The sequence below is a fragment of the Euzebya sp. genome (assembly GCF_964222135.1).
Classification (GTDB): Bacteria; Actinomycetota; Nitriliruptoria; order Euzebyales; family Euzebyaceae; genus Euzebya.
Genome location: NZ_CAXQBR010000075.1, coordinates 72,358 through 94,960, shown reverse-complemented (window position 1 = coordinate 94,960; position 22,603 = coordinate 72,358). Strand labels below are relative to the sequence as shown.

20 protein-coding genes are annotated in these 22,603 nt (G+C 73.0%); 14 read left to right on the top strand and 6 right to left on the bottom strand.

Annotation, left to right across the window (positions count from 1 at the left end; all coding sequences use genetic code 11):
• Positions 1–52 precede the first annotated feature (52 nt).
• Entirely contained in the window at positions 53–1,207 is a 1,155-nt protein-coding gene (gene folP / locus ACEQ2X_RS16905) for a dihydropteroate synthase (RefSeq protein WP_370327006.1), read from the top strand.
• Between the two features lie 229 nt (positions 1,208–1,436).
• Here folP and ACEQ2X_RS16900 read toward each other — a convergent pair whose 3' ends face one another.
• Positions 1,437–2,393 carry a DMT family transporter gene (locus ACEQ2X_RS16900; protein WP_370327005.1) on the bottom strand — a complete coding sequence of 319 codons (957 nt, stop codon included), beginning with the start codon at positions 2,391–2,393 and terminating at the stop codon, positions 1,437–1,439.
• Positions 2,394–2,537: 144 nt separating this feature from the next.
• Here ACEQ2X_RS16900 and ACEQ2X_RS16895 point away from each other — a divergent pair, with 144 nt between their 5' ends.
• The 11 genes from ACEQ2X_RS16895 (at position 2,538) to lysS (ending at position 12,404) form a co-directional block, all read left to right on the top strand.
• A complete protein-coding gene (locus ACEQ2X_RS16895; RefSeq protein ID WP_370327004.1) occupies positions 2,538–2,936 on the top strand; it encodes a tRNA-binding protein in 399 nt (132 codons plus the stop codon).
• Between the two features lie 48 nt (positions 2,937–2,984).
• Positions 2,985–3,344, top strand: coding sequence for a dihydroneopterin aldolase (folB, locus tag ACEQ2X_RS16890; protein WP_370327003.1), 360 nt, complete (start codon positions 2,985–2,987; stop codon positions 3,342–3,344).
• Between the two features lies 1 nt (position 3,345).
• Positions 3,346–3,936 carry a 2-amino-4-hydroxy-6-hydroxymethyldihydropteridine diphosphokinase gene (folK, locus tag ACEQ2X_RS16885; RefSeq protein WP_370327002.1) on the top strand — a complete coding sequence of 197 codons (591 nt, stop codon included), beginning with the start codon at positions 3,346–3,348 and terminating at the stop codon, positions 3,934–3,936.
• A complete protein-coding gene (locus ACEQ2X_RS16880; protein WP_370327001.1) occupies positions 3,936–4,802 on the top strand; it encodes a Rossmann-like and DUF2520 domain-containing protein in 867 nt (288 codons plus the stop codon). Before folK ends, ACEQ2X_RS16880 begins: the two co-directional genes overlap by 1 nt.
• 83 nt (positions 4,803–4,885) lie before the next feature.
• Positions 4,886–6,160: a hypothetical protein gene (locus ACEQ2X_RS16875; protein WP_370327000.1), complete on the top strand. Its 1,275-nt coding sequence runs from the start codon at positions 4,886–4,888 to the stop codon at positions 6,158–6,160.
• Entirely contained in the window at positions 6,161–7,030 is an 870-nt protein-coding gene (gene panC / locus ACEQ2X_RS16870; protein WP_370326998.1) for a pantoate--beta-alanine ligase, read from the top strand.
• Between the two features lie 90 nt (positions 7,031–7,120).
• A complete protein-coding gene (gene panD, locus ACEQ2X_RS16865; RefSeq protein WP_370326997.1) occupies positions 7,121–7,507 on the top strand; it encodes an aspartate 1-decarboxylase in 387 nt (128 codons plus the stop codon).
• Positions 7,508–7,554: 47 nt separating this feature from the next.
• Positions 7,555–8,463 carry a carboxylating nicotinate-nucleotide diphosphorylase gene (gene nadC, locus ACEQ2X_RS16860; RefSeq protein ID WP_370326996.1) on the top strand — a complete coding sequence of 303 codons (909 nt, stop codon included), beginning with the start codon at positions 7,555–7,557 and terminating at the stop codon, positions 8,461–8,463.
• On the top strand, positions 8,463–9,245 hold the full coding sequence (locus ACEQ2X_RS16855) for a type III pantothenate kinase (RefSeq protein WP_370326995.1): 783 nt from the start codon (positions 8,463–8,465) through the stop codon (positions 9,243–9,245). Before nadC ends, ACEQ2X_RS16855 begins: the two co-directional genes overlap by 1 nt.
• 19 nt (positions 9,246–9,264) lie before the next feature.
• The gene (locus tag ACEQ2X_RS16850) at positions 9,265–10,851 is read left to right on the top strand and encodes a hypothetical protein (RefSeq protein WP_370326994.1); all 1,587 of its coding nucleotides are present in this window, start codon (positions 9,265–9,267) and stop codon (positions 10,849–10,851) included.
• Positions 10,852–10,895: 44 nt separating this feature from the next.
• Positions 10,896–12,404: a lysine--tRNA ligase gene (lysS, locus tag ACEQ2X_RS16845; RefSeq protein WP_370326993.1), complete on the top strand. Its 1,509-nt coding sequence runs from the start codon at positions 10,896–10,898 to the stop codon at positions 12,402–12,404.
• A gap of 2 nt (positions 12,405–12,406) precedes the next feature.
• Here the strand turns inward: lysS and ACEQ2X_RS16840 are convergent, their stop codons facing one another.
• From ACEQ2X_RS16840 to ACEQ2X_RS16830, 3 genes are all read right to left on the bottom strand, one after another.
• Positions 12,407–12,781, bottom strand: a complete 375-nt coding sequence (locus ACEQ2X_RS16840; RefSeq protein ID WP_370326992.1) for an RNA-binding S4 domain-containing protein — start codon at positions 12,779–12,781, stop codon at positions 12,407–12,409.
• 74 nt (positions 12,782–12,855) lie between these two features.
• Positions 12,856–13,776 (bottom strand): flagellar motor protein MotB, encoded by a 921-nt coding sequence (locus tag ACEQ2X_RS16835; protein ID WP_370326991.1) that lies wholly within the window; start codon positions 13,774–13,776, stop codon positions 12,856–12,858.
• Positions 13,777–13,794: 18 nt separating this feature from the next.
• Positions 13,795–14,580, bottom strand: coding sequence for a motility protein A (locus ACEQ2X_RS16830; protein WP_370326990.1), 786 nt, complete (start codon positions 14,578–14,580; stop codon positions 13,795–13,797).
• 310 nt (positions 14,581–14,890) lie between these two features.
• Between ACEQ2X_RS16830 and ACEQ2X_RS16825 the strand changes: the two genes are divergently transcribed.
• Positions 14,891–17,410 (top strand): ATP-dependent Clp protease ATP-binding subunit, encoded by a 2,520-nt coding sequence (locus ACEQ2X_RS16825; protein WP_370326989.1) that lies wholly within the window; start codon positions 14,891–14,893, stop codon positions 17,408–17,410.
• Between the two features lie 217 nt (positions 17,411–17,627).
• Here the strand turns inward: ACEQ2X_RS16825 and ACEQ2X_RS16820 are convergent, their stop codons facing one another.
• Positions 17,628–20,873, bottom strand: coding sequence for a cell wall-binding repeat-containing protein (locus tag ACEQ2X_RS16820; RefSeq protein ID WP_370326988.1), 3,246 nt, complete (start codon positions 20,871–20,873; stop codon positions 17,628–17,630).
• A 290-nt stretch (positions 20,874–21,163) separates the two neighbouring features.
• On the opposite strand from ACEQ2X_RS16820, the gene nucS reads away from it, so the two are divergent.
• Positions 21,164–21,823, top strand: a complete 660-nt coding sequence (gene nucS / locus ACEQ2X_RS16815; RefSeq protein WP_370327021.1) for an endonuclease NucS — start codon at positions 21,164–21,166, stop codon at positions 21,821–21,823.
• 26 nt (positions 21,824–21,849) lie between these two features.
• On the opposite strand, the gene ACEQ2X_RS16810 is transcribed toward nucS, so the two are convergent.
• Positions 21,850–22,587, bottom strand: a complete 738-nt coding sequence (locus tag ACEQ2X_RS16810; RefSeq protein ID WP_370326987.1) for a dihydrofolate reductase family protein — start codon at positions 22,585–22,587, stop codon at positions 21,850–21,852.
• Between the last annotated feature and the right edge of the window lie 16 nt (positions 22,588–22,603).

Here is a 22,603-nt window from a genome sequence, read left to right as displayed (position 1 = left end):
AGCGCCCAGCCGTCCACGGGCGGGGGAGGGCCAGGGGTAGGCTGCTGCCGCCATGTCTTCGGTCCCGCCGCCCCCCGCACCGCTCGTCCGCATCGTCGACGCCAGCCTCGGGAGCGACACCCAGGTCAAGCTCGTCGTCAGTCGCGTGTCGAAGCCGGACCGGCTGCGCTCGGCGTGGTCCTCCTCCGGCGCGGTGATCGAGCGCGTCGGGGACCGCATCCACGCCACCAGCACCGTCGAGGCGCTGGCCCGTGCAGCGGGCCGCTCGCTCGACCGGGACGAGGCGGGCGCCCTGGACCGGGCGCTCCGGGAGGCGGTTGCCGCCTGGACCGGCGTCGCGCCTGCGCTCCGTGCGCGGGGCCGGACCCTCCCGACCGACCAGCGACCCCTGGTGATGGGGATCGTCAACGTGACGCCGGACTCGTTCTCCGACGGCGGGGCCCTCTACCCCGACGGCCACCCCGGGCGGGCCATCGACCGGGCCCGCGAGCTCGTCGCCGCCGGTGCGGACGTCGTGGACGTCGGCGGGGAGAGCACGCGTCCGGGCGCCCAGCCGGTGTCCGCGGAGGAGGAGCTCAGCCGCATCCTCCCGGTGGTCCGGGCGCTGATCAGCGACGGGACGTGCGTGTCGATCGACACGCGGAAGGCCGACGTCGCACGCGCCGCGCTCAAGGAGGGGGCGCAGATCGTCAACGACGTCGGTGCCGCCGCCGACGACGACCTGGTCGCCGAGGCCGCCCGCACCGGCGCGGTCTACGTCCTGATGCACTCCCGGTCGACGCCGGCGGACATGGCCGACCACGCCGACTACGAGGACGTGGTCGCCGAGGTCTACGAGTTCCTCGTCGACACCCTCCGCCGCTGCGAGTCCCTCGGCCTGTCCCGCGAGCAGGTCGTGGTCGACCCCGGCATCGGGTTCGCGAAGACCGCGGAGCACAACCTCCAGCTCCTCCGCGCCGTCCCGCAGTTCCGCTCCCTCGGCCGTCCCGTGCTGATCGGGGCGTCGCGCAAGAGCTTCCTCGCCACCGTGTCAGGTGCGGAGTCCATGGCGGAGCGGATGTCCGGCAGCCTCGCCGTGGCAGCCCTCGCGACCGCCGCCGGCGCGGCGTTCGTGCGGGTGCACGACGTCGCCGAGACCGTCCGGGCGGTCCGCACCGCCCGCGCGGTCGCGGCGGGGCAGACCGACTGGGCGCCGCTCACCCGCTGACCGGCGCAGGTCACCCGGCGCGCGCGACCGCACGGGCCCGAACTGCACGTCGCCGGGTGGGGTGCCACCGCTGGACTGCACGTCGTCCGGTGGGCGCCGAGGGTCAACCGCACGCTTCACGGCACCCTCCGGGACAGCGTGCAGTCGGTCCGGTCGGCGCACCGGACAGCGTGCAGCCGGGTCGCTCGACGCACCGGACCGCGTGCAGGTGGAGGGGGGGACCGCCGGGTCAGCGGGCTGCTGGACCGACCGCGGGCTCCCCGGGGGTGACCGTCGCGGCGGCCTCCGCTTGGGCGGAGGTATCCGTTCGGGCGCGCTGGGACCGCGAGGTCACCGCCGCGCCGAGGATCACCAGCGCCGTGCCGACCACGGCCAGCGGGGCGATCGCCTCGTCGAGCAGCACCACGCCGAGGACGATCGCGACGACCGGCACCAGGTAGATGGCGATCGAGCCGCGGGCGGCGCCGACCCGTCCGGCGAGCGTCGTCATCATCGCGAGCGCCGTGCCGGTGCCCAGCACGCCCAGGGCGACCACGGCGAGGGTCGAGTCCCAGCCGAACGACGCCTCGGGCAGCGCCACCGCGGCGAAGGGCGCGGTCATGAGCGCCGCCAGGCCCTGGGCGCGCATCTGCACCGCGAGCGACCCGTAGGACCGCTGGAGGGGCACGGCGATGTTGAGCGCGATCCCGTACAGGATGGTCGCGAACACGACCAGGCCGGCGCCGAGCGCGACGGACCCCTCGGTGTCGAGCGTCGGCAGGCTGATCGCCACGATGCCGGCGAACCCGGCGACGAGCCCGATCAGCACCCCGCGCGGCGGCAGGCGCCGGGCGATGAGCGTCGCGACCAGCGCGGACCACAGCGGCACCCCGCCGTTGAGCATGCCGGCGAGGGACGAGTCGATCCACTGCTGGGCGATGGGGAACAGCAGGAACGGGATGGCCATCCACAACAGACCGAGCAGCGCGATGCGCGGCCAGGCGCCGGGGTCCACCGACCGCCGTGACGCCGGCACGGCGGCCAGGGCAGCGGTGCCGAGGGCGAGGCGCAGGAAGGCGATCTGGGCCGGCGCGAAGTGCCGGAGCCCCAGGTCGATGAACAGGAAGGACGCACCCCAGATCGCCGCGAGGCCGAGCAGAAGCGCCCAGTCGCCGATGGTGAAGGAATCCAGCTCGCGGTCGGTCATGTGGCGCACCATGATCGCCGTCGCAGGCGGGCCACATCGGCGACCACCGGACATCGATCGTCACGATCCTGCCACCGGCCACCGGACGCCGACCACGCCGGGGACTGGCACGGCGGCGACCCCAGCGGCTAGCGTCCGCGGTCGATGGCAGCCCAGCACTCGATCGATCCCGACGGACGCCCCTACGACCCCGCGGCGGTGCCGGCGAAGGACGTGGTGGGCGCCGAGGGGTTCTTCGCCGTCGACATGCGGGCCGGCGTGGTGACCGCGGTCGACGACTTCCCCGAGGCCCGCAAGCCGGCCTGGAAGCTGACCGTCGACTTCGGCCCGGTGATCGGCGAGCTCCGCACCTCCGCCCAGATCACCAACTACACCGCCGCCGAGCTCCTCGGCCGCACCGTGGTCGGGGCGGTCAACCTGGGGGAGAAGCGCATCGCCGGCTTCACCAGCCAGTTCCTGGTCCTCGGCGCGCTCGACCCCGACGGCACGGTCCGGCTGCTCGAGCTGCCGGACGGGGTGCAACCCGGCGCGCCGATCGCCTGACCGCGTCCACCTGACCGCGCACCGCCCCGGCGCGTAGCCTCGCGGCACATGGACGTGATCGAGATCAAGGGCCTGCGGGTCGTCGGGCACCACGGGGTCTTCGACTTCGAGAAGGCCGACGGCCAGACGTTCGTCATCGACGCCACGCTCGACGTCGACCTCTCGGCGGCGTCGAGGTCCGACGACCTCGACGACACCGTCAACTACGGCGTGCTCGCCGAGACCCTCGCCGACGCGGTCGCGAGCACGCGCTTCGACCTGATCGAGCGCCTCGCCGGCCACCTCCTCGACCTGATCATGGCCGACCCCCGGGTCGCCGGCGCGCAGGTGCGCATCGCCAAGCCGGACGCCCCGGTCGCGGCGGACCTCGACGAGGTCGCGGTCTGCCTGCGGCGGCGCAGGGCCTGACGTGCGGGTGCGCATCCGCGAGGCGGTCGCGCTCCGCCAGCCACCGGCGGGGCCGGAGGCGGTGTTCCTCGGCATCGGCGGCAACACCGGTGATCGGCTGCACTACCTGAACCGCGGCGTGCGGCTCCTCGACCGCCACCCGCGGATCAACGTCGACGACGTCTCGAGCGTGTACGAGACCGCTCCGATCGGACCGTCGGACGACCCGTACCTCAACATCGCGGTCCGCGTGCTGACCGACCTCGCGCCCCTGCCCCTGCTGCGGGCCTGCCAGCGCGTCGAGGCCACCCTCGGGCGGGTCCGCTCGACCCGCTGGGGCGCTCGGACCATCGACGTCGACGTGCTGCTCTACGGCGACCGCCAGCTCACCGCCGACGTGCTGACCGTCCCGCACCCCGAGCTCGCGAACCGGGCGTTCGCCCTCGTGCCGCTGACCGAGGTCGCCCCCGGGTGGCGACTGCCGGACGGTCGCAGCCTCGCGAAGGCGATCGCGGACCTGGCACCCCTCGAGGGCATCACCGCGATCGGGCGGCAGGTCTCCGTCGAGCCGCTGCCGTCGGGGCCCCCCGACCTCGCGATCGGCACCCCGTGATGCGGGTCGCGATCGTGGGGCCCGGTCGCGTCGGGGGCGCGCTCGCCCTGGCCCTCGCCCACGCCGGGCACGACGTCGTCGCGCTGGTGCCCGGCGACCCCGCGTCGGCGTCCCTCGCGCGCGCCCGGTCCCTCGTGCCGCAGGCCGCGGTGGTGGCGCTGGCGGACCTCCCCCGCGACGTCGACCTCGTGGTCGTGACCACACCCGACGACCAGGTCGCGGCCGTCGCCCGGGCCGCGGGGGCCGCCGACGTCGTGGCACCCGGCCAGCGGTGGGTGCACATCGCTGGCGGACTCGGCCTCGACGCCCTGGCGGTCGTCCGCGCCGCGGGCGGTCGGGTGGCCGCCTGCCACCCCGCGATGACCGTCCCCGACCCCGAGCGGGGGTACGCGAACCTGCCCGGCGCGTCCTGGGCAGTCACCGCGGAGGATGCGGACCTCGGGTGGGCCCGCACGCTGGTGCTCGACCTCCGCGGGTCGCCGGTCACCCTGGCCGCGGACGACCGGACGCTGTACCACGCGGGCCTCACCCTCGGCTCGAACGCGACCACGGCGGTCGTCGCCATGGCCCGCGACCTCCTGCTCGGCGCGGGCGTCGAGGACCCGGCGGCGTTCCTGGTGCCGCTGGTCACCGCGTCGGCCGAGGGGGGCGCCCGGCGCGGCGTCGAGGCCCTGACCGGGCCGGTGCGCCGCGGCGACCACGGGACGGTGCGCGCCCACCTCGGCGAGCTCCGGCGCAGCTTCCCCGAGGCGGTCGAGGCCTACGTCGCCCTGTGCGACCTGCTGCTCCGCCAGTCCGTGCGCGCGGGCCTGGACGCCGAGCGCGCCGCCGCGGTGCGGGCGGTGTTGGACGAGGTCCGCGGCTGAACCTAGTGTGCAGGTGCACGGGTGACGCCCGTCGAGCCGTGCCGCCGCGACCGCGCGGCGTGACGTCCGAGAGAGGATCGATCGTGGGGAACCGAACGATGGCGACCGCGCGGGCAGCCCTGGCGCTGGCCGTGCTGAGCCTGCTCGCCGCCGGCTGCCAGGTCCGGGTGGACGCGGGGATCGAGCTGCAGCCGGACGACGTGGCGTCGGTCGACCTGACCATCGGCATCCGCCTCGAGGAGGGCTTCCCGAGCGACGTCCCGACCGAGGACGCGATGTCGGTGGAGGACACCGAGTCCGAGATCGCCGACCTCGCCTCGACCTGCGGCTTCGACGCGTCGGCCGCCGACATCACGCAGTACGACGAGGACGGGTTCATGGGCGTGAACGTCGCCCTCGACTCGATCCCCCTCGACGCGGTCAACTGCTTCTTCACCGAGCAGGGTGACGACCAGTTCTTCCAGTCCTTCGAGCTCGAGCGGGACGGTGACGAGTACGTGTTCGCCGCCACGATCCCCGACCTGACCCAGGGGTTCACCGAGGCGTTCAGCGAGGGCTTCAGCGAGGGGCTGGGCGGCCAGAAGCGCCAGGTGGCCGCGGAGGGCGATGCACCGCTCGACGAGGACGCCTTGGGGGACGCGCTCGAGGAGGGCTTCGGCGAGGCCCTGCAGAACCCCGAGGAGCTGTTCGAGATCACCATCCGGGTGACGTTCCCGGGCAACGTGGGGGAGAACAACGCCACCCGCGTCGAGGGGACGACCGCGATCTGGGAGGTCGGCGCGGGTGAGACCCAGCTGATGGCCCGCGGGGAGGCCAGCGAGGGCGGCGGGCTCGGCGGCACCCTCCTGTGGGTGCTGGTCGGGATCCTGTTCCTCGCGGGACTCGGCCTGATCCTGTTCCTGGTCCTCCGGGGACGGAACCGGACCTCACCGACCGACACGCCCGCCTACCAGGGCGGGCCCCCGGGCACCGGCGTCCCGCCGGGGCACGAGGGCGCGCACTTCCCGCCCGCCGGGGGCCCCGGCACCGTCCCGCCCCAGGGCGCGCCGGGCCAGGCGCCGCCCCCGGGCGTGGCTCCCGGCGGTCCCCCGCCCGCGTCGTGGGGCGGCACGCCGCCGGTCTCCCAGACCCCGCCCCCGCCCGGCGATCCGGGCGGGTGGGGCCAGTCCCCCCAGGCACCCCAGCCCCCTCCCCCCCAGCCCCAGGCGCCCCCTCCCCCGGTGCCGGACCAGTCCCCGCCGCCGCCCGCCCCGGAGGGACCGGCCGACGGCGGCGAGCCGCCGGCCCGCGGCGCCACCCGCACCTTCCGCCCCCAGGACCTGCTGCCGCCCGACGAGGGCCAGCGCCCGCCGCAGTAGGTGGCCGACGCTCCAGCGGTCGCCCGCACCAGCGCGGCGGTCCGCGCGGCGCTGGACGGCCCCCTCCGCGCCGGCCGGTCCATCGGCCTGGTGCCGACGATGGGTGCCCTGCACGAGGGGCACCTGTCGCTGGTGCGGGCCGCCCGGGCCGGGACCGACGTGGTGGTCGTCTCGATCTTCGTCAACCCGCTGCAGTTCGGGCCGGGTGAGGACCTCGACGCCTACCCCCGGACCTTCGACGCCGACCTGGCGGCGCTGACCGGTGAGGGCGTGGACCTGGTGTTCGCGCCCGAGGCCACGGCCTACACCCCTGCGGACGCCCGCACGACCGTGCACGTCGTCGGACTGACGGACGGGCTCGAGGCGGCCAGCCGACCGACCCACTTCGACGGGGTCACGACGATCGTCACGAAGCTCTTCAGCACGGTCCGCCCCCACCGCGCCTACTTCGGCGAGAAGGACTTCCAGCAGCAAGCCGTCATCCGCCGGATGGCGCGCGACCTGGACCTCGGCGTGGAGGTCATCACCCGACCGGTCGTGCGCGACCCCGACGGCCTGGCGCTGTCGAGCCGCAACACCTACCTGAGCCCCGACGAGCGGCGTGACGCGCTGGCCCTGTCCGCTGCCCTGGCCGCAGCGCAGCGCGGCTGGGCGGGCGACGCCGATGCGACGAGGGCGGACCTCCTGGGTACACTCGGGAGCGCTCCGGGAGTGCGTCTGGACTACGCGGAGGTCATAGACCCCGAGACCCTCGAACCGCTCGAGGGCGTCCACGACGGACCAGCCCAGGCAGTGGTCGCGGCACACGTCGGCGACACCAGGTTGATCGACACCGCACCGCTGCAGCCCGCGAGCACCGACCGAGCCTGAGACCCCACAGCGATCGGCTGGATCCCGCAGCACCGACTCGTGCACGCGAGCGTGCAACGACGGGACCGGCACGAGGAAGAGGTGGTGTGCGTGTTCCGCACCTTGATGAAGTCGAAGCTGCACCGCGCGACGGTGACCGGCGCCGATCTGAACTACGTCGGGTCCATCACGATCGACCCGGACCTGATGGACGCGGCCGACCTGATGCCGAACGAGCGCGTCCAGATCGTCAACAACAACAACGGCGCGCGGCTCGAGACCTACGTCATCTCCGGCGTTCGCGGCTCGGGCGACATGTGCCTCAACGGCGCCGCCGCCCGCCTGGTCCAGCCCGGCGACACGATCATCGTGATCAGCTACGGGATGTTCGACCGCGAGGAGGCCGCGGTCCACGAGCCGACGGTGATCATCCTCGACGAGTTCAACAAGCCGGTCGACGTGCGCGCCGACGAGCCGGCCCACACCGTCCTCACCTGACGGACCCGGGGCACCTGGCGCACATGGCGACGGCGGAGGGGGAGCGCGTGCCCGCCCTGGTGGCGCTGGCCGATGTCGTGGCGACCGCCCTCGCCGAGGACCTCGGGGAGGGGTGGGTCGTCGACGACGACCTGACCGCCGCCGCGACCGTCCCCGCGACCGCCACGGCGACGGCCCGGTTCGTCCCGCGCCAGCCGGGCGTCGTGGCCGGGCTCGGTGCGGTGGTGGCCACCTACGCCCTCGTCGACCCCTCCACCACCGTCACCCTGCACGCCGCGGACGGCGATCCCGCCGTCCCCGGCCGCGCGGTCGCGACGGTCAGCGGGCGGGCGCGGGCGGTGCTGGTCGGCGAGCGGACCGCCCTCAACCTGCTCACCCACCTGTCGGGGATCGCGACGGCCACCCGCCGCCTGGTCGACGCGGTCGACGGGGCCTGCGCGATCCGGGACACCCGGAAGACCCTCCCCGGCCTGCGCGCCCTCGAGAAGGCCGCCGTGGTCGCGGGTGGCGGCGCCAACCACCGGATGTCGTTGGTCGACGAGCTGCTGGTCAAGGACAACCACGTCGCCGCCGCCGGCGGCATGCGCCAGGCCGTCACCGCGGCCCTCGCCGCCGCCGGCGGTCGTCCGGTCCAGGTCGAGGTGGACTCCCTCGACCAGCTCGACGTCGTCCTGGCCGCCGGCGCGGAGCGGGTCCTCCTCGACAACTTCTCCCTGGCCGACACCCGCGAGGGCGTCGCCCGCTGCCGGGCGACCGGGCGGACGGTCTTCGTCGAGGCCAGCGGCGGGATCACCGGGGAGCGGATCGACGAGGTCGCGGCCTGCGGCGTGGACGCGATCGCCGTCGGCGCGTTGACCCACTCCGCCGGCGCGCTCGACATCGGCCTCGACATCGACCTGGACCCCGACCCCCCCCTCCACCCCGACCCCCACCTCCACCCCGGCGGGGACGCCTGATGCTGCTCGCCGTCGACGTCGGCAACTCGACGACGGTCATCGGCGTCTACGAGGGCACCGAGCTGGTCGAGCACTGGCGGGTGTCGACCGAGTCGGGCCGCACCGCGGACGAGCTCGCGCTGGTGTTCCAGGGCCTCATGGCCTTCCAGAACCTCTCGTTCTCCCGCAACGTCCACGGGGTCGTGCTGTCCTCCGTCGTGCCGATCGTCACCGAGCGGCTCGTCGAGATGACCCGCAAGTACTTCCTCTTCCCCCCGATCGTCGTCCGCCCGGGCACCCGGACGGGGTTCGCGATCAACATGGACAACCCGCGCGAGGTCGGGGCGGACCGGCTGGTCAACGCGATCGCCGCCCACGACCGCTACGGCGGCCCGGGCGTGGTGGTGGACTTCGGCACCTCGACGAACTTCGACGTGTACACCGCGAAGGGCGAGTTCATCGGCGGGGCGATCGCCCCAGGCGTGATGATGTCGATGGAGGCGCTCAGCGCCCGCGGGGCCCAGCTGCCGAAGTTCGAGCTGCGCAGCCCCCGCTCGGCCGTCGGCCGCAACACGATCGAGGCGATGCAGTCCGGCGCGGTCTACGGGTTCGCCGGGCAGGTCGACCGCATCGTGACCGAGATCGCCGCCTCCCTGGTCGACGCCGGCCACGCCTCCCCGACGGTCGTCGCCACCGGCGGGCTCGCGTCGGCCATCGTCGAGGAGTGCCGGACGATCGACCACTACGAACCCTGGCTGACCCTCGACGGGCTCCGCCTGATCTGGGAGCGCAACACCGGGTGACCTCGGTACTGTCGGGCGCGTGAGCACCGTGCCGCCCGACACCCCCGTGCCGCCCGACACCCCCACCGCGCAGCGCCGGTCCGCGCCCCTCGGGTGGGTGCTCGCCGTCGTCCTGCTCGTGGTGGCACTCGCCGCCGCGGGCACGGTCGCGGTGGTGCAGAGCGCGCGGCTGTCCGACGCCCGGGAGGACGTCGCCGCCCTCGAGGCGCAAGCCGCCGCGGACGCCGCCACCATCGAGGAGCTGCAGTCCGAGCCGGCGCTGCCGGACGCGTTCGGCGACGTGTTCGGCGAGGGCGGCCTCGAGGACCTGCTCGGCGAGGACGGGCCCCTCGGCGAGATGTTCGGCGAGGGCGGCGGACTGGAGGACCTCTTCGGCGGGGAGGGCGGGCTCGAGGACCTCTTCGGCGCCGTCGCGGAGGCGCCCGACGTCACGGCCTGCCTGTCCGACGTCGAGGACCTGCCCGACGTGTCCGACGCCGACCTGGCCACCCAGTTCGACGAGGTCGCCGGCGCCGTCGAGGTGCTCCGGGGAGCGGAGTTCCCGTCCGCGATCGAGCCGACGCTGATGACCGGCGAGGAGATCAGCGAGGTCTTCACCGACGAGGTCACCGAGGTCTACCCGGCGGAGGAGGCCGACGCCGACCGCCGGATCCTGGCGGCCCTCGGCGCGGTCGACGCCGACATCGACCTGATCCAGACCCAGATCGACCTGCTGGGCGCCCAGGTCGCGGGGTACTACGACGACGAGACCCAGGACCTCGTGGTCCGGGCCGACGCGGCGGACGAGCCGCTCGGGGGGCTCGGGCTGATCTCGCTCGCCCACGAGATGGAGCACGCCCTCACCGACGCCGTGGTCGGGTTCCCCGACCTCGATGCCTTCGGCGACGACGAGGACGGCCAGCTCGCCGCCCTCAGCGTGGTCGAGGGATCTGCCGTCGCCCTCCAGAGCCGGTTCCAGACCGCGTCGCTGTCGCTGTCGACCCTGCTGACCGACCCAGGCCTGCTCGACACCGACCAGGGGCTCGACGAGGTCCCGCCCTACATCGCCGACAGCCTCACCTTCCCCTACCTCGCCGGGCCGAGCTACACCTGCGGGCTCTACGGCGAGGGCGGGTGGGACGCCGTCGACGCGGCGGTCGCGGAACCCCCGGCCACCACCCACGAGATCATGTTCCCGTCCGCAGCCGGCGTCGAGTACGTGGACGTCCCCCAGCCGTCCGGGCCGGATGGCTACGAGCTGGTCACCCGCCGGACCTTCGGCGCCGCCCCCCTCAGCTGGCTCTTCGCCGCTCCGGACGGCGACGAGGCGGCCGCCCTCGACGACCCCGAGGCAGCGGTCGAGGGATGGCGCGGGGGGGCGGCGTCGCTCTTCACCGCAGGCGAGGACTCCGCCGTGGCCCTGGTGCTCGCCGGCGAGGCGCTGTGCGATCCCGTCACCGAGTGGTGGCGCGCGGGCGCGACGGGGGAGGAGGCGGCGGCGCAGGCTCCCGAGGTGCTGGTCCGCGCCACCGCGGAGGGGGAGTGGGGGGTGGTCTCCTGCGACGGCGCCGACGTGCGCGTGGGGATCGGGCCGTCCGCGGAGGTCGCCCGGGCGGCGATCAGCTGAGCCGAGGATCAGCTGGCACCGGGCCACCGCTAGCCTTCCCGCCCATGGACGAGCGGACCGAGGACCACAGCCACCTCGACGAGCTGATGCGGCAGCGCCGGGAGACGGTCGATGCGTGGCGGGCCGAGGGCGTCGAGCCCTACCCCGTCGGGATCGAGGTGACCGACGCGCTGCGGGACGTCGCCGCGGCCTGGGCCGACCGCCTCGAGCCGGGGGAGGAGACCGACCACGAGGTGGCGGTCGCCGGCCGCATCGTGCTGCGCCGGGGCCACGGCAAGCTCGTCTTCCTGGTCCTGCGCGAGCGCGGCGTCGACCTGCAGGTGATGGTCAGCCTGGCCGAGGTCGGCGAGCAGGTGATGGCCGGCGTCGACCGGCTCGACGCCGGCGACTGGGTCACCGCCCGCGGCCGGGTGATCCGCTCGCGCCGGGGGGAGCTGAGCGTGATGGCCGCCGACGTGGCGATCATCGCCAAGGCCGTCCGCCCCCTGCCCGACAAGTTCCACGGCCTGAGCGACGTCGACACCCGCTACCGCCAGCGCTACGTCGACCTCATCGTCACCGAGGAGACCCGACGGGCGTTCGCGATCCGCTCGGCGGTGATGCAGGCGCTGCGCAGCGAGCTGATCGAGCGGGACTTCGTCGAGGTCGAGACCCCGATGCTCCACCCGATCCCGGGCGGGGCCGTGGCCCGCCCCTTCACCACCCACCACAACGCCCTCGACGTCGACCTGTACCTGCGGATCGCCCCCGAGCTGTACCTCAAGCGGCTGATCGTGGGCGGCATGGACCGCGTCTTCGAGCTCGGCCGGGTGTTCCGCAACGAGGGCCTGTCGACGCGCCACAACCCCGAGTTCACGATGCTCGAGACCTACGAGGCCTACGCCGACCACGCCGACGTGATGGCCATGACCGAGGCGCTCGTCCGCCGCGCGGCGCGGGAGGCCACGGGGTCCGAGCAGGTCACCTACGCCGGACGCCCCGTCGACCTCGGCGCTGCCTTCGCGCGCCGCCCGCTCCTCGACCTGGTGCGCGAGGCCACCGGCGAGGCGGACCTCGCCTACGACGCCGACCTCGCCGAGGTCCGGGCGCTGTGCGAGCGGCACGAGGTGCACGTCGAGGCGCCGTGGGGCGTCCAGAAGCTCGTCGTCGAGCTGTACGAGAAGCTGGTCGAACCGACCCTGTGGGACCCGACGTTCGTCACCGAGCACCCCGTCGAGACCTCCCCGCTCGCCCACGCGCACCGCTCCGAGCCCCACGTCACCGAGCGCTTCGAGCTGATCGTCGCCGGACGCGAGCTCGCCAACGGGTTCTCCGAGCTCGCCGACCCCGTCGACCAGCGCGCGCGGTTCGAGGCGCAGGCCGCCGCGAAGGCCGCAGGGGACGCCGAGGCGATGGTCGTCGACGAGGACTACCTGCGCGCCCTCGAGTACGGCCTGCCGCCCACCGGCGGCCTCGGGGTCGGCATCGACCGGCTCGTCATGCTGCTGGCCGGCGTCGAGTCCATCCGCGACGTCATCCTGTTCCCGACCCTGCGGCCGGAGGCCGGCAGCTAGCGTCAGCGGGCCCGACGGCCCTTCAGGCGCTCCATCTCGCGGCGGTCCTTCTTCGTCGGCCGGCCGGCGCCGGGATCGCGGATGCCCTCGAGCAGGTGGGTCACGTCGCGCGTCGGCGGCGGTGGGGACCGGTCCACGTAGCAGTCGACGGCCACCTTCGCCCCGACGCGGGTCTCGATGACCCGGGCGACCTCGACCACGCGGGGCCAGTCACCGACCCGCGCCTCGACCACGTCGCCGACGCCGACCGCTGCAGCGGGCTTCACCCGGTCGCCGTTGACGCGGACGTGACCGGCGCGGCACGCCTGCCCTGCGGCCGTCCGGGTCTTGTAGAGCCGGATCGACCACAGCCACTTGTCGACTCGTGTCGTCTCCACCCCGCCCAGTGTGGCAGGCGCGGCGGGGCCGGGCGGACCTGGTCAGCCGCGGTGCTGGTCAGCCGTCGATGCCGTCAGCCGCCGATGATCGTGGCGACCGACGTCGACCCGCCGGCGGGGGTGGCCGTGCCGGGGAGCGGCTCGGAGAAGTCGAGGATCGGGGGCTCGACGCCGACCGGCGGCGGTGCGACGCCCGAGTCCGACAGGTCGAGGGCGACGATGAGGATCTCCACCCGGCGGTTCGTCGCGCGGTTCTCGGGGCTGTCGTTCGGGACCAGCGGCCGGTGCTCGCCGTAGCCGGCGGCGGAGATCCGGTCGTACGGGAAGCCGTGGACCTCGCCGAGGTGCTGGAGCACGGCGATGGCGCGGTCGGTCGACAGGTTCCAGTTCGTGTACCCGCCGCGGTTCATCGGCTGGTCGTCGGTGTGCCCCTCGATCACGACGGTGTTCGGGGCGTCGAGCAGCACCGGCGCGATCTCGCCCAGCACGGTGTGCCCGTCCGGGTTGAGGACGGCCGACCCGGTCGCGAAGAGCACGTCGTCGGTCGAGATCGAGATCACGAGGCCCCGCTCGTCGTCGCGGATGTCCGCGGAGATGGGGATCTCGAGGTCGCTGAGGGCCTCCTCGAGCTGCTCCTCGACGGCGTTGAGCTGCTCGGCCGCCTCGCCGGCCGCGCCGGTGTCGGTCTCACCCAACTCGTCGACCAGCGGGTCCTCGGGGTCGCTCTGGTTGCGCTGGGGGGCGATCAGCGAGATCGGCGTGGCGCTCGTGTCCTCGAGGCGGGTGCCGTTGACCAGCCCCATCTCGACGGCCGGGTTGTCGAACGGGCCGGCGAGGCCGGACACGAACGCCTCGAACTTCTTCGCGTTCGTGTCGGACACGGCGAACAGCATGACGAAGAACGCCATGAGCAGGGTGACCATGTCGCCGTAGGTCCCGAGCCACCTGCCGGTGTCGGCGGGGGGATCGGGCTCCTTGCACCTGTGCTTGGCCATGTGCGGGCTCCCTGCGGCCTAGGCCGCGGCGGCCATGCGGTCGGAGTAGCCCACGTGCTCGCTCGGCGGCAGGTAGGACTCGAGCCGCTCGACCAGCATCTGGGGGCTCATCCCCGCCTGGATCGACAGGATCCCGTCGAGGACGACCTGCATCGAGGCCTGCTCGGCGTCGCTGATCAGCTTCAGCTTCGAGGCGAACGGCAGGAACATCATGTTCGCGAAGATGACCCCGTACAGCGTCGTCAGCAGGGCCACGGCCATGCCGGCGCCGAGCTGGGAGGGGTCGGCCAGGTTCCCGAGCATGTTGATCAGGCCGATGACCGTGCCGATCATGCCGAAGGTCGGCATGTAGCCGCCGACGGCCTCGTGGAAGCTGATCATCTTCTTGTGGCGGGTGCCGACGGCCTCCATGTGGATCATCAGGGTCTCCTCGACCCGCTCGGAGTCCACGCCGTCGAGGATCAGCTGGGTGCCCTTCTTCAGGAACTCGTCCTCGATCTCGCCGAGCCGGGACTCGAGGGCGAGGACGCCCTCGCGCCGGGCGACGTCGGCGAGCTGGGCCATCATCGTGACCGTCGCCGAGTTGTCGAAGCTCGCGCCCTTGATGGACTTGAGGATGCTCGGGACGATCCGACCGAGGTCCTCCTTGTCGAGGCTGGACATGGCCGAGCCGAGGGCGCCGAAGAACACCAGCACGAAGGACGACGGCCCGATCAGGGGGCCGAAGCTGTTCCCGTCCATGACCGTCGACACGATGATCGACAGGAAGGCCATGGCGAGCCCGCCTATGAGTGCGATGTCCATGCGTGCGGTCCCTGCCTCGTCCGTGAAGCGACGGACGTGGTCCATCCACGCCCTGCAGGAAGAGGATCGGCCGCCGCCCGGCCGACTTGAGGGCAGACTTCACGCAGCGTGATGTCCCTCAGCTCAGGGCCTCGTCGGCCGACCAGGAGGGGAGCTCGGCGCCCCCGTGAGGCACGTCTCGTCGAGGGCGGCAGCTTGCGGCCCTGGGTAGGGTGGGGCGTGAGGTGACCACCCCGATCCGGGCCGGATCCGCCGGTGCGATGACGATACGGTTCACCGGACTCCCCGCTACTGCCCAGGGGGCACAGAGATGTTCGAACGCTTCACCGACCGAGCACGGCGAGTTGTGGTTCTCGCTCAGGAAGAAGCTCGGATGCTCAACCACAACTACATCGGCACCGAGCACATCCTGCTCGGGCTGATCCACGAGGGTGAGGGCGTGGCCGCGAAGGCCCTCGAGTCGCTCGGCATCTCCCTCGAGGGCGTGCGCGAGCAGGTCGAGGAGATCATCGGCCAGGGCCAGACGGCTCCGGCGGGTCACATCCCCTTCACGCCGCGCGCGAAGAAGGTCCTCGAGCTGAGCCTGCGGGAGGCGCTGCAGCTCGGGCACAACTACATCGGCACCGAGCACATCCTGCTCGGCCTGATCCGCGAGGGCGAGGGCGTCGCCGCCCAGGTCCTCCAGAAGCTGGGCGCGGACCTCAACCGCGTGCGCCAGCAGGTCATCCAGCTGCTCAGCGGCTACGCCGGCGGCGAGTCGGGGTCCTCGACCTCCGGCTCGGGGCAGAAGGCCGGCGTCTCCGGTGGCTCCGGCGAGGGCGAGTCGAAGGGCTCGGCGGTGCTCGACCAGTTCGGGCGCAACCTCACCCAGCACGCCCGCGACGGCAAGCTCGACCCGGTCATCGGCCGCAAGCGCGAGATCGAGCGGGTCATGCAGGTCCTCAGCCGCCGGACCAAGAACAACCCGGTGCTGATCGGCGAGCCAGGTGTCGGCAAGACCGCGATCGTCGAGGGCCTGGCCCAGATGATCGTGGCCGGGTCGATCCCCGAGACGCTGAAGGACAAGCAGCTCTACACCCTCGACCTCGGCGCGCTGGTCGCCGGATCCCGCTACCGCGGTGACTTCGAGGAGCGCCTGAAGAAGGTGCTGAAGGAGATCACGACCCGCGGCGACATCATCCTGTTCATCGACGAGCTGCACACCCTCGTCGGGGCGGGCGCCGCCGAGGGCGCGATCGACGCCGCGTCGATCCTGAAGCCCATGCTGGCCCGCGGCGAGCTGCAGACCATCGGCGCGACGACCATCGACGAGTACCGCAAGTACCTCGAGAAGGACGCCGCGCTCGAGCGCCGCTTCCAGCCGATCACCGTCGAGCAGCCCTCGATCGCCCACACGATCGAGATCCTGAAGGGCCTGCGCGACCGCTACGAGGCCCACCACCGCGTCACGATCACCGACGACGCCCTGGTGGCCGCGGCGAACCTCGCCGACCGCTACATCTCCGACCGCTTCCTCCCCGACAAGGCGATCGACCTGATCGACGAGGCCGGGTCCCGCCTCCGGATCCGCCGCCTGACCGCCCCGCCGGACCTCCAGGACCTCGAGGACGAGGCCAACGAGGTCCGCAAGCAGAAGGAGGCGGCGATCGACGACCAGGACTTCGAGAAGGCCGCCCGGCTGCGCGACGAGGAGAAGAAGCTCCTCGAGCGGAAGGCGGCCCGGGAGAAGGAGTGGAAGTCCGACGGCATGGACTCCGTCCTCACCCTGGACGAGGAGGACATCGCCGAGGTCCTCAGCAACTGGACGGGCATCCCGGTCTTCAAGCTGACCGAGGAGGAGACCCAGAAGCTGCTGCGGATGGAGTCCGAGCTCCACAAGCGGATCATCGGCCAGGAGGAGGCCATCGCAGCCGTCTCCAAGTCCATCCGCCGCACCCGGTCCGGCCTGAAGGACCCGAAGCGCCCCGCCGGCTCGTTCATCTTCCTCGGCCCCTCCGGCGTCGGGAAGACCGAGCTCGCCAAGACGCTGGCGGAGTTCCTCTTCGGCGACGAGGACGCGCTGATCCACCTCGACATGTCCGAGTACATGGAGAAGCACACGGTCAGCCGCCTGATCGGCTCGCCTCCGGGCTACGTGGGCTACGAGGAGGGCGGCCAGCTGACCGAGGCGGTCCGCCGCCGGCCCTTCAGCGTGGTCCTGTTCGACGAGGTCGAGAAGGCCCACCCGGACGTGTTCAACAGCCTCCTGCAGATCCTGGAGGACGGTCGCCTGACCGACAGCCAGGGCAAGAGCGTGGACTTCAAGAACACCGTGCTGATCATGACCTCGAACCTGGGGACCCGTGAGCTGGGTCGTACCCAGACCGGCTTCGGGGTGCAGGACGAGGCCAGCCACTACGAGCGGATGAAGTCCCAGGTCGATGACGAGCTGAAGCGCCACTTCCGCCCGGAGTTCCTCAACCGCATCGACGACACGATCGTCTTCCACCCCCTGACCCAGGAGCAGGTGAAGGCCATCGTGGACCTGATGATGAAGCGGGTGAAGGGCCAGCTGAAGGCCAAGGCCCTCGACATCGAGCTGACCGAGGACGCGAAGGACTGGCTGAGCAAGAAGGGCTACGACCCCACGCTGGGCGCCCGGCCGCTGCGCCGGACCATCCAGCGCGAGATCGAGGACGCCCTCAGCGAGAAGCTCCTCTACGGCGAGTTCAGCGCCAACCAGCTGATCGTCGCGGACATCGAGGAGGACGCCGTCGTCTTCCGCGCCGTCGACGCCCCGGAGGTCCCGCCGATGGAGCTGGCCGGCACCGGCAGCGACGCCGAGGACTGACCAGCCCGACCACGATCACGACGCCCCGGCCGCCAAGAGGCCGGGGCGTCGTCGCGTCCGCGGCGCGGTGGCGCCGCACCCGATGTCTCAGATCTGAGCGCTCGGTGCGCGGGCGGACCTCGTGCTCAGATCTGAGGATCAGGGCGACCGACCGGAGACCGAGATCTGAGGGGCAGGTCCGTCGGCGGAGCTACCCCTCAGATCTGAGGATCAGGGGTCAGTGCCGGCGGCGGCGGATGGTGCGGTGGAGCAGGACCGAGCCGATGAGCCAGGCGGCCACGGCGGCCCACCACCAGATCTGGCCGTCGGCGAAGAGGCGGTGGGACAGGCTGTCGGCGTAGACCGCCGGCGGGGCCATCCAGCTCGCGAGCGCCGGGGTCGTCGCGACGCCGTCCGGCAGCCCGGGATCGCTCAGGTTCGCGCACGCCACCTTGTTGCCGTCCGGGTCGTGCAGGACGACCGACCGCGCCTCCGGCCCGGCGATGGCGAACGCGGTCGCGGTGCCGCGGCCGACGCCCTGCGCGTCGCTGATGAACGACGGGTGGATCTCGTTCGGCGGCATCGTCGACCCGCCCGGGGTGAACTGGAAGTGGTCGCCCCCGGAGTTCGCGCAGGTGTCGACGTGGACGTGCACCGGCACGGTGGTGCTGGCGGGCAGCCCCTGGACCTGCAGCTCGACCTCGGTGGTCCCGTGGACGGTGCGGACCATCGTCGCGGTCCCGCTGACCTCCCCGTAGGCCTCTGACGCCTCCGGCAGCGGGGCGATCGAGCCGACGCTCCGGTACTCGCCGTGGCTGCGGTCCCCGCGGGTGTCGCCCTCGACCCCGCCCGTGACCTCCGCCAGCTCGGCCACGACGTCGTCGGACAGCGCCGCGGTCCCGCCGACGACCCGGATGTCCTCGGCGACGGCGGCCTTCTCGCCCAGCAGGGCGCTGGCCGGCTCGCCGAGGGAGTCGGCGGGGACCTGCAGCAGGACGCCCTCGGCCACGGCCGCCGCGGCCGCGGCGCCGAGCGCGTCCGGCCAGTTCTCGACCGTGGCGATCCACCACCCGGTGTCGTCCTGACCCATCTGGATGCCGAGCTCGGCCATCAGCGCGCTGGTCTCGAGCGCGTCGGCCCCGGCGGTGCGCTCGACGTCGCTGATGTCGGGGTCGACCTCGGGCAGCGACCCCTCGACGGCCTCGGACACCGCCTGGCCGACCACCCGCACGTCGACGACCTGCCCGCCCTGGAGGAACGAGCGGACGCTCGGCGCCAGCTCCTCTGCGGGGGTGAGCAGGACCGGGCGGGTCACCAGCGCGCCGACGGCGGAGGCCGCCAGCGCCGAGGCGAAGTCGTTCCCCTCCACCAGGAAGGCGTTCCCGCTGCCGATGGACTCCGCGATCATCACCGCGGTCTGGAAGCGGTCCCCACCGCCGATCCGGGTGACGTCCTCGATGCCGGCGGCGGCGAGGTCGGTGACCACCTGGTCGTCGAGGGCCGCGGTGCCGCCGAGCAGCCACGCCCGGGTGGCGCCCAGCCGCGCGATCTCCTCGGCGACGCGGTCGTCCAGCCCGGCGCGGGGGGTGATCAGCAGCGGCGCCTCGAGGTGGGCCGCGAGGGGCGCGCCGGCCAGCGCGTCCGCGAACTGCTCGCTGGTCGCGATCACCACGTTCGCCGCCGCGCCCGGGAAGGCCTCGCGGCTGACCTCGAGGGCCGTCCCGATCCGCTCGTCACCGGCGAGCCGCTCGATGGTCGCGCCCTCGGGTGCCCGCCCCGCTGGGGGCTCTGGTGTGGAGAACCAGTTGCACAGCGGCGGGTTCGGCATGTCGTCGCGGTCGTACTCCGCGCACGTCGCCGCCGCGAGGATCCCCGGACCCGGCGTGAACGGCGGCCGGTTGTCGCAGTCCGACGGCAGGGGGATGCCCGGGACCTGCGCGGTGCCCGACCCGTCGCCGACGGCGCTGGTCGCCTCCCCGTCCACGCCGGTGTTGCCCTCCCAGCAGTTCCCCTCGCCCTCGCCGTCCCAGACCATGTCGGTCCCGTTGGGCTGGGCCAGGCCGTTGGGGTTGATGCCGTAGGCGTTCTCCCGCCAGGTGTTGAAGTTCGAGGTGTCGAACTGCAACAGCGGGTCGTCCTCGCCGCGCAGCGTGGCGGGGACGAAGAACTGGAAGGTCCCGTTGCGCCAGTTGTCGTAGATCGTGTTGTGCTCGTAGAGGTTGTAGTTCCCGCCGGCGAGCACGATGCCGGACCCGACCGGCAGGGGGACGACCGGGCAGACGACGCCCTCGTCGTAGTCGCGCTCGGAGAACGGTCCGGTGCAGACGCCCTGCTGCACGAAGTCCTCGAAGTAGCCGGTGTTGTTCGAGTGGAACAGGTTGTCGTGGAAGTACGCGTGGTCCTGCGGCAGGCCGGGGTGGTCGGGGAACAGGCTGTCCATCGCCGCGCCCACGGCGTTGTGGTCGAACTCGTTGTGGTGGGTGTGGACGGAGTTCCCGGCCGTGCCCGAGTACCCGAGGGTGTTGTGGTGCCCACGGCAGCCGCGGATCTCGGTGCCGAGGCGCAGCCCCTCGTTGTCGTCGAAGAGCCCGGCCTCGGCGTTCAGGTCCGTGGCCGAGCCCGGGTAGATCGCGGAGTCCCCGTTCCCGTACCCCTCGCAGTTCTGGTACAGCCCGTGGTCGACGGCGAAGGACAGGAACCCGTACTCGTCGTTCCAGCGGGTCAGGACCTCCTCGAACGCGAACCCGTCGGTCTCGAGGACGTAGACCGCGTTGAACTCGAAGCGCTGGACGGTGAAGTTCCGCAGGTACAGGCCGTCCGCGCGGTCACCGCGGATGCCGTTGAGCTGGGAGTAGTCGCCGTCGATGACCGTGTCGAGCGGGGAGGCACCGGTCCCCTCGATCTGGAGGTCGCAGAGGGCGTTGTCGCAGACGCCGTCGCCGTCGGAGTCCCCGAGGATCGGGATCAGGTTCTGCAGGTAGGGGCACTCGACCTGCTCGTCGTAGGTCAGGATCAGCGACCCCGGGTCGTTGTTCCCCTCGTCCTCGGCGGGGTCGTCGAGGGGCGGCAGCGGGATCGGGCCGATGTCGATGCCGCCGTCGCCCTCGGTGGTCCCGATGTCCATGCAGGACTCGTCGACCGCGCCGACGTACGGCTCCTCGCGGTACACGCCGGGCATGAGGAGGATGCGGGTCCCCTGCTCGCCGCTCGCGCGGATCTCGTCGATGGCCTCGTTGAGGTGGGTGTGCTCGCACTCGGCCAGCAGGGCTTCGTTGCGCTGGCGCAGCTCGGGCGGCAGCACGCGCAGGCGGGCCGGGGTGTCCGGCTTGCACACGACCTCGGTCGGCCCGTCGAAGCGGTACGTCGGCGTCCCGAGCTGCCCGCTCGGGAACGTCGCGTCGCGCTCGGGGTGGGCCGCTGCGGGCAGGGCCATCACCCCCGCGAGCATCCCGACGACGAGGACGACGATGAGCTGACGGCGCATGTGGGGCTCCCGGTGGCGACTGCGAGGACAATGCGTACCGCATGCGGACTTCGCCGTCGAGTCCCCGGGCACCTGCCGGCCACCGGATGGCTACGGAACCGGAACACCTGGTTGTTCAGGTCGCCACCTCACGTGACGATGATGAGGTGCACCCACCGCCGCGGAGGGTCCGGCGCACAAGCGCGCCGCGCCCGAGCGGGTGACGGTGGCGACCCAGACGAGGCCCGGCGCGCCAAGAGCGCCGGGCCGTTGTCGTCTCCGGGAGCTCGAGCCGATAGCCTGCGGCCGCCCTGCGCCTGCTCGGCGCCCGCTGCACCGTCGACTACGACGGGCGCCTGACCGCCCACCTGCCCGAGGCGCGGCGGCTGATCATGGTCAAGGCCGACGGTTGCGTGGCGATCCACGCCGACGGCGGGGCGTACAAGCCGCTCAACTGGATGAACGCGCCGAACACCCTGGCCGAGGAGCCCGACCGCTGGGTCGTCACCTCCCCCAAGGGCGAGACGCTCACCATCCAGCTGCACGAGCGCATCTGGGAGGCCGCCACCGAGCTGGGGGAGGACCCGGGGCTCACCAAGGACGGGGTCGAGGCGCACCTCCAGGAGCTGCTCGCCGCGAACACCGCCCCGCTGGGCGACGCGCTGACGCTGGTCCGGCGGGAGTACCCGACCGACATAGGGCCCGTCGACCTGCTGCTGCGGGACGCCGAGGGCCGTGCGGTCGCCGTCGAGATCAAGCGGCGCGGCGAGATCGACGGCGTCGAGCAGCTCGCCCGCTACCTCGAGCGGATGGAGCGCGACCCGCTGCTCCGCCCCGTCCGGGGTATCTTCGCCGCACAGGTCATCAAGCCCCAGGCCCGGGTGATGGCCGAGGCCCGCGGCATCGCCTGCGTCGAGGTCGACTACGACGCGCTCAGGGGCATCGAGTCCGACGAGCTCCGGCTCTTCTGACCGTGCCGCGCACCCCCGCGGGTCGCTCAGGCCGCCGGCACGTAGGTCGCCAGCAGCTCGCCGTCGTGCTCGAGGAGCCGGGACAGCCGCAGGGGGAGGGGCACGCCCAGGCCGTCGACCACCCGGCGGGGGTCGGTCCCGCCGGCCAGCGTCGGTGCCAGCGTGATGCAGAGCTCGTCGACCAGGCCCGCCGCGAGCAGGTCGGCGTTCAGCGACGGACCGCCCTCGACCAGCAGGTGGGCGAGCCCGTGCTCGTCTCGCAGCCGCGCCAGCCCGAGGGGGAGGTCGACGCGGCCGCTCCCGGCGCCCACGACCACGCCGCCGGCGTCGCGGACGCCCGCCACCCGGTCGGCGGGCGCGTCCTCGGGGGCCAGCACGATGGTGGGGGCCACCGCCTCGGTGAACAGCGGCGAGCCGACGTCCAGGTCGACGCTGGCCGTGACCACGACGATCGGCGCCGGATCCTCCCGCCCGTCTCGGCGACGGCGGGCTCCCCACCCCTCCCGCACCCGCATCGGCCCGTACCCCTCGGCGCGGACCGTGCCCGCACCCGCGACCACCGCGTCGCAGAGGTGGCGCATGGCCGAGAAGGCCTGGGAGTCCCCGTCTCCTCCCAGCCCACCGCTCAGGCCATCGGCGTCGGTCACGTGACCGTCGACGCTCGTCACCATGTTCACCCGGACCAACGGCGCCCGCGGGTCGTCGGGCCGGTAGGCGTCGTAGGCGTCGACGGCGTCGCGGGCGGACGGCAGCAGCTGGCGCATGGCGGGGTCCTGTGGG

What these genes read in the sequence shown, in the direction of transcription:
- ACEQ2X_RS16810 (WP_370326987.1), bottom strand. Translation starts at nt 22,587, where the DNA reads ATGCGCCAGCTGCTGCCGTCCGCCCGCGACGCCGTCGACGCCTACGAC.
- ACEQ2X_RS16825 (WP_370326989.1), top strand. Translation starts at nt 14,891, where the DNA reads ATGTTCGAACGCTTCACCGACCGAGCACGGCGAGTTGTGGTTCTCGCT.
- ACEQ2X_RS16880 (WP_370327001.1), top strand. Translation starts at nt 3,936, where the DNA reads ATGCGGGTCGCGATCGTGGGGCCCGGTCGCGTCGGGGGCGCGCTCGCC.
- ACEQ2X_RS16820 (WP_370326988.1), bottom strand. Translation starts at nt 20,873, where the DNA reads ATGCGCCGTCAGCTCATCGTCGTCCTCGTCGTCGGGATGCTCGCGGGG.
- ACEQ2X_RS16835 (WP_370326991.1), bottom strand. Translation starts at nt 13,776, where the DNA reads ATGGCCAAGCACAGGTGCAAGGAGCCCGATCCCCCCGCCGACACCGGC.
- ACEQ2X_RS16830 (WP_370326990.1), bottom strand. Translation starts at nt 14,580, where the DNA reads ATGGACATCGCACTCATAGGCGGGCTCGCCATGGCCTTCCTGTCGATC.
- ACEQ2X_RS16900 (WP_370327005.1), bottom strand. Translation starts at nt 2,393, where the DNA reads ATGACCGACCGCGAGCTGGATTCCTTCACCATCGGCGACTGGGCGCTT.
- lysS (WP_370326993.1), top strand. Translation starts at nt 10,896, where the DNA reads ATGGACGAGCGGACCGAGGACCACAGCCACCTCGACGAGCTGATGCGG.
- ACEQ2X_RS16895 (WP_370327004.1), top strand. Translation starts at nt 2,538, where the DNA reads ATGGCAGCCCAGCACTCGATCGATCCCGACGGACGCCCCTACGACCCC.
- ACEQ2X_RS16855 (WP_370326995.1), top strand. Translation starts at nt 8,463, where the DNA reads ATGCTGCTCGCCGTCGACGTCGGCAACTCGACGACGGTCATCGGCGTC.
- folB (WP_370327003.1), top strand. Translation starts at nt 2,985, where the DNA reads ATGGACGTGATCGAGATCAAGGGCCTGCGGGTCGTCGGGCACCACGGG.
- folP (WP_370327006.1), top strand. Translation starts at nt 53, where the DNA reads ATGTCTTCGGTCCCGCCGCCCCCCGCACCGCTCGTCCGCATCGTCGAC.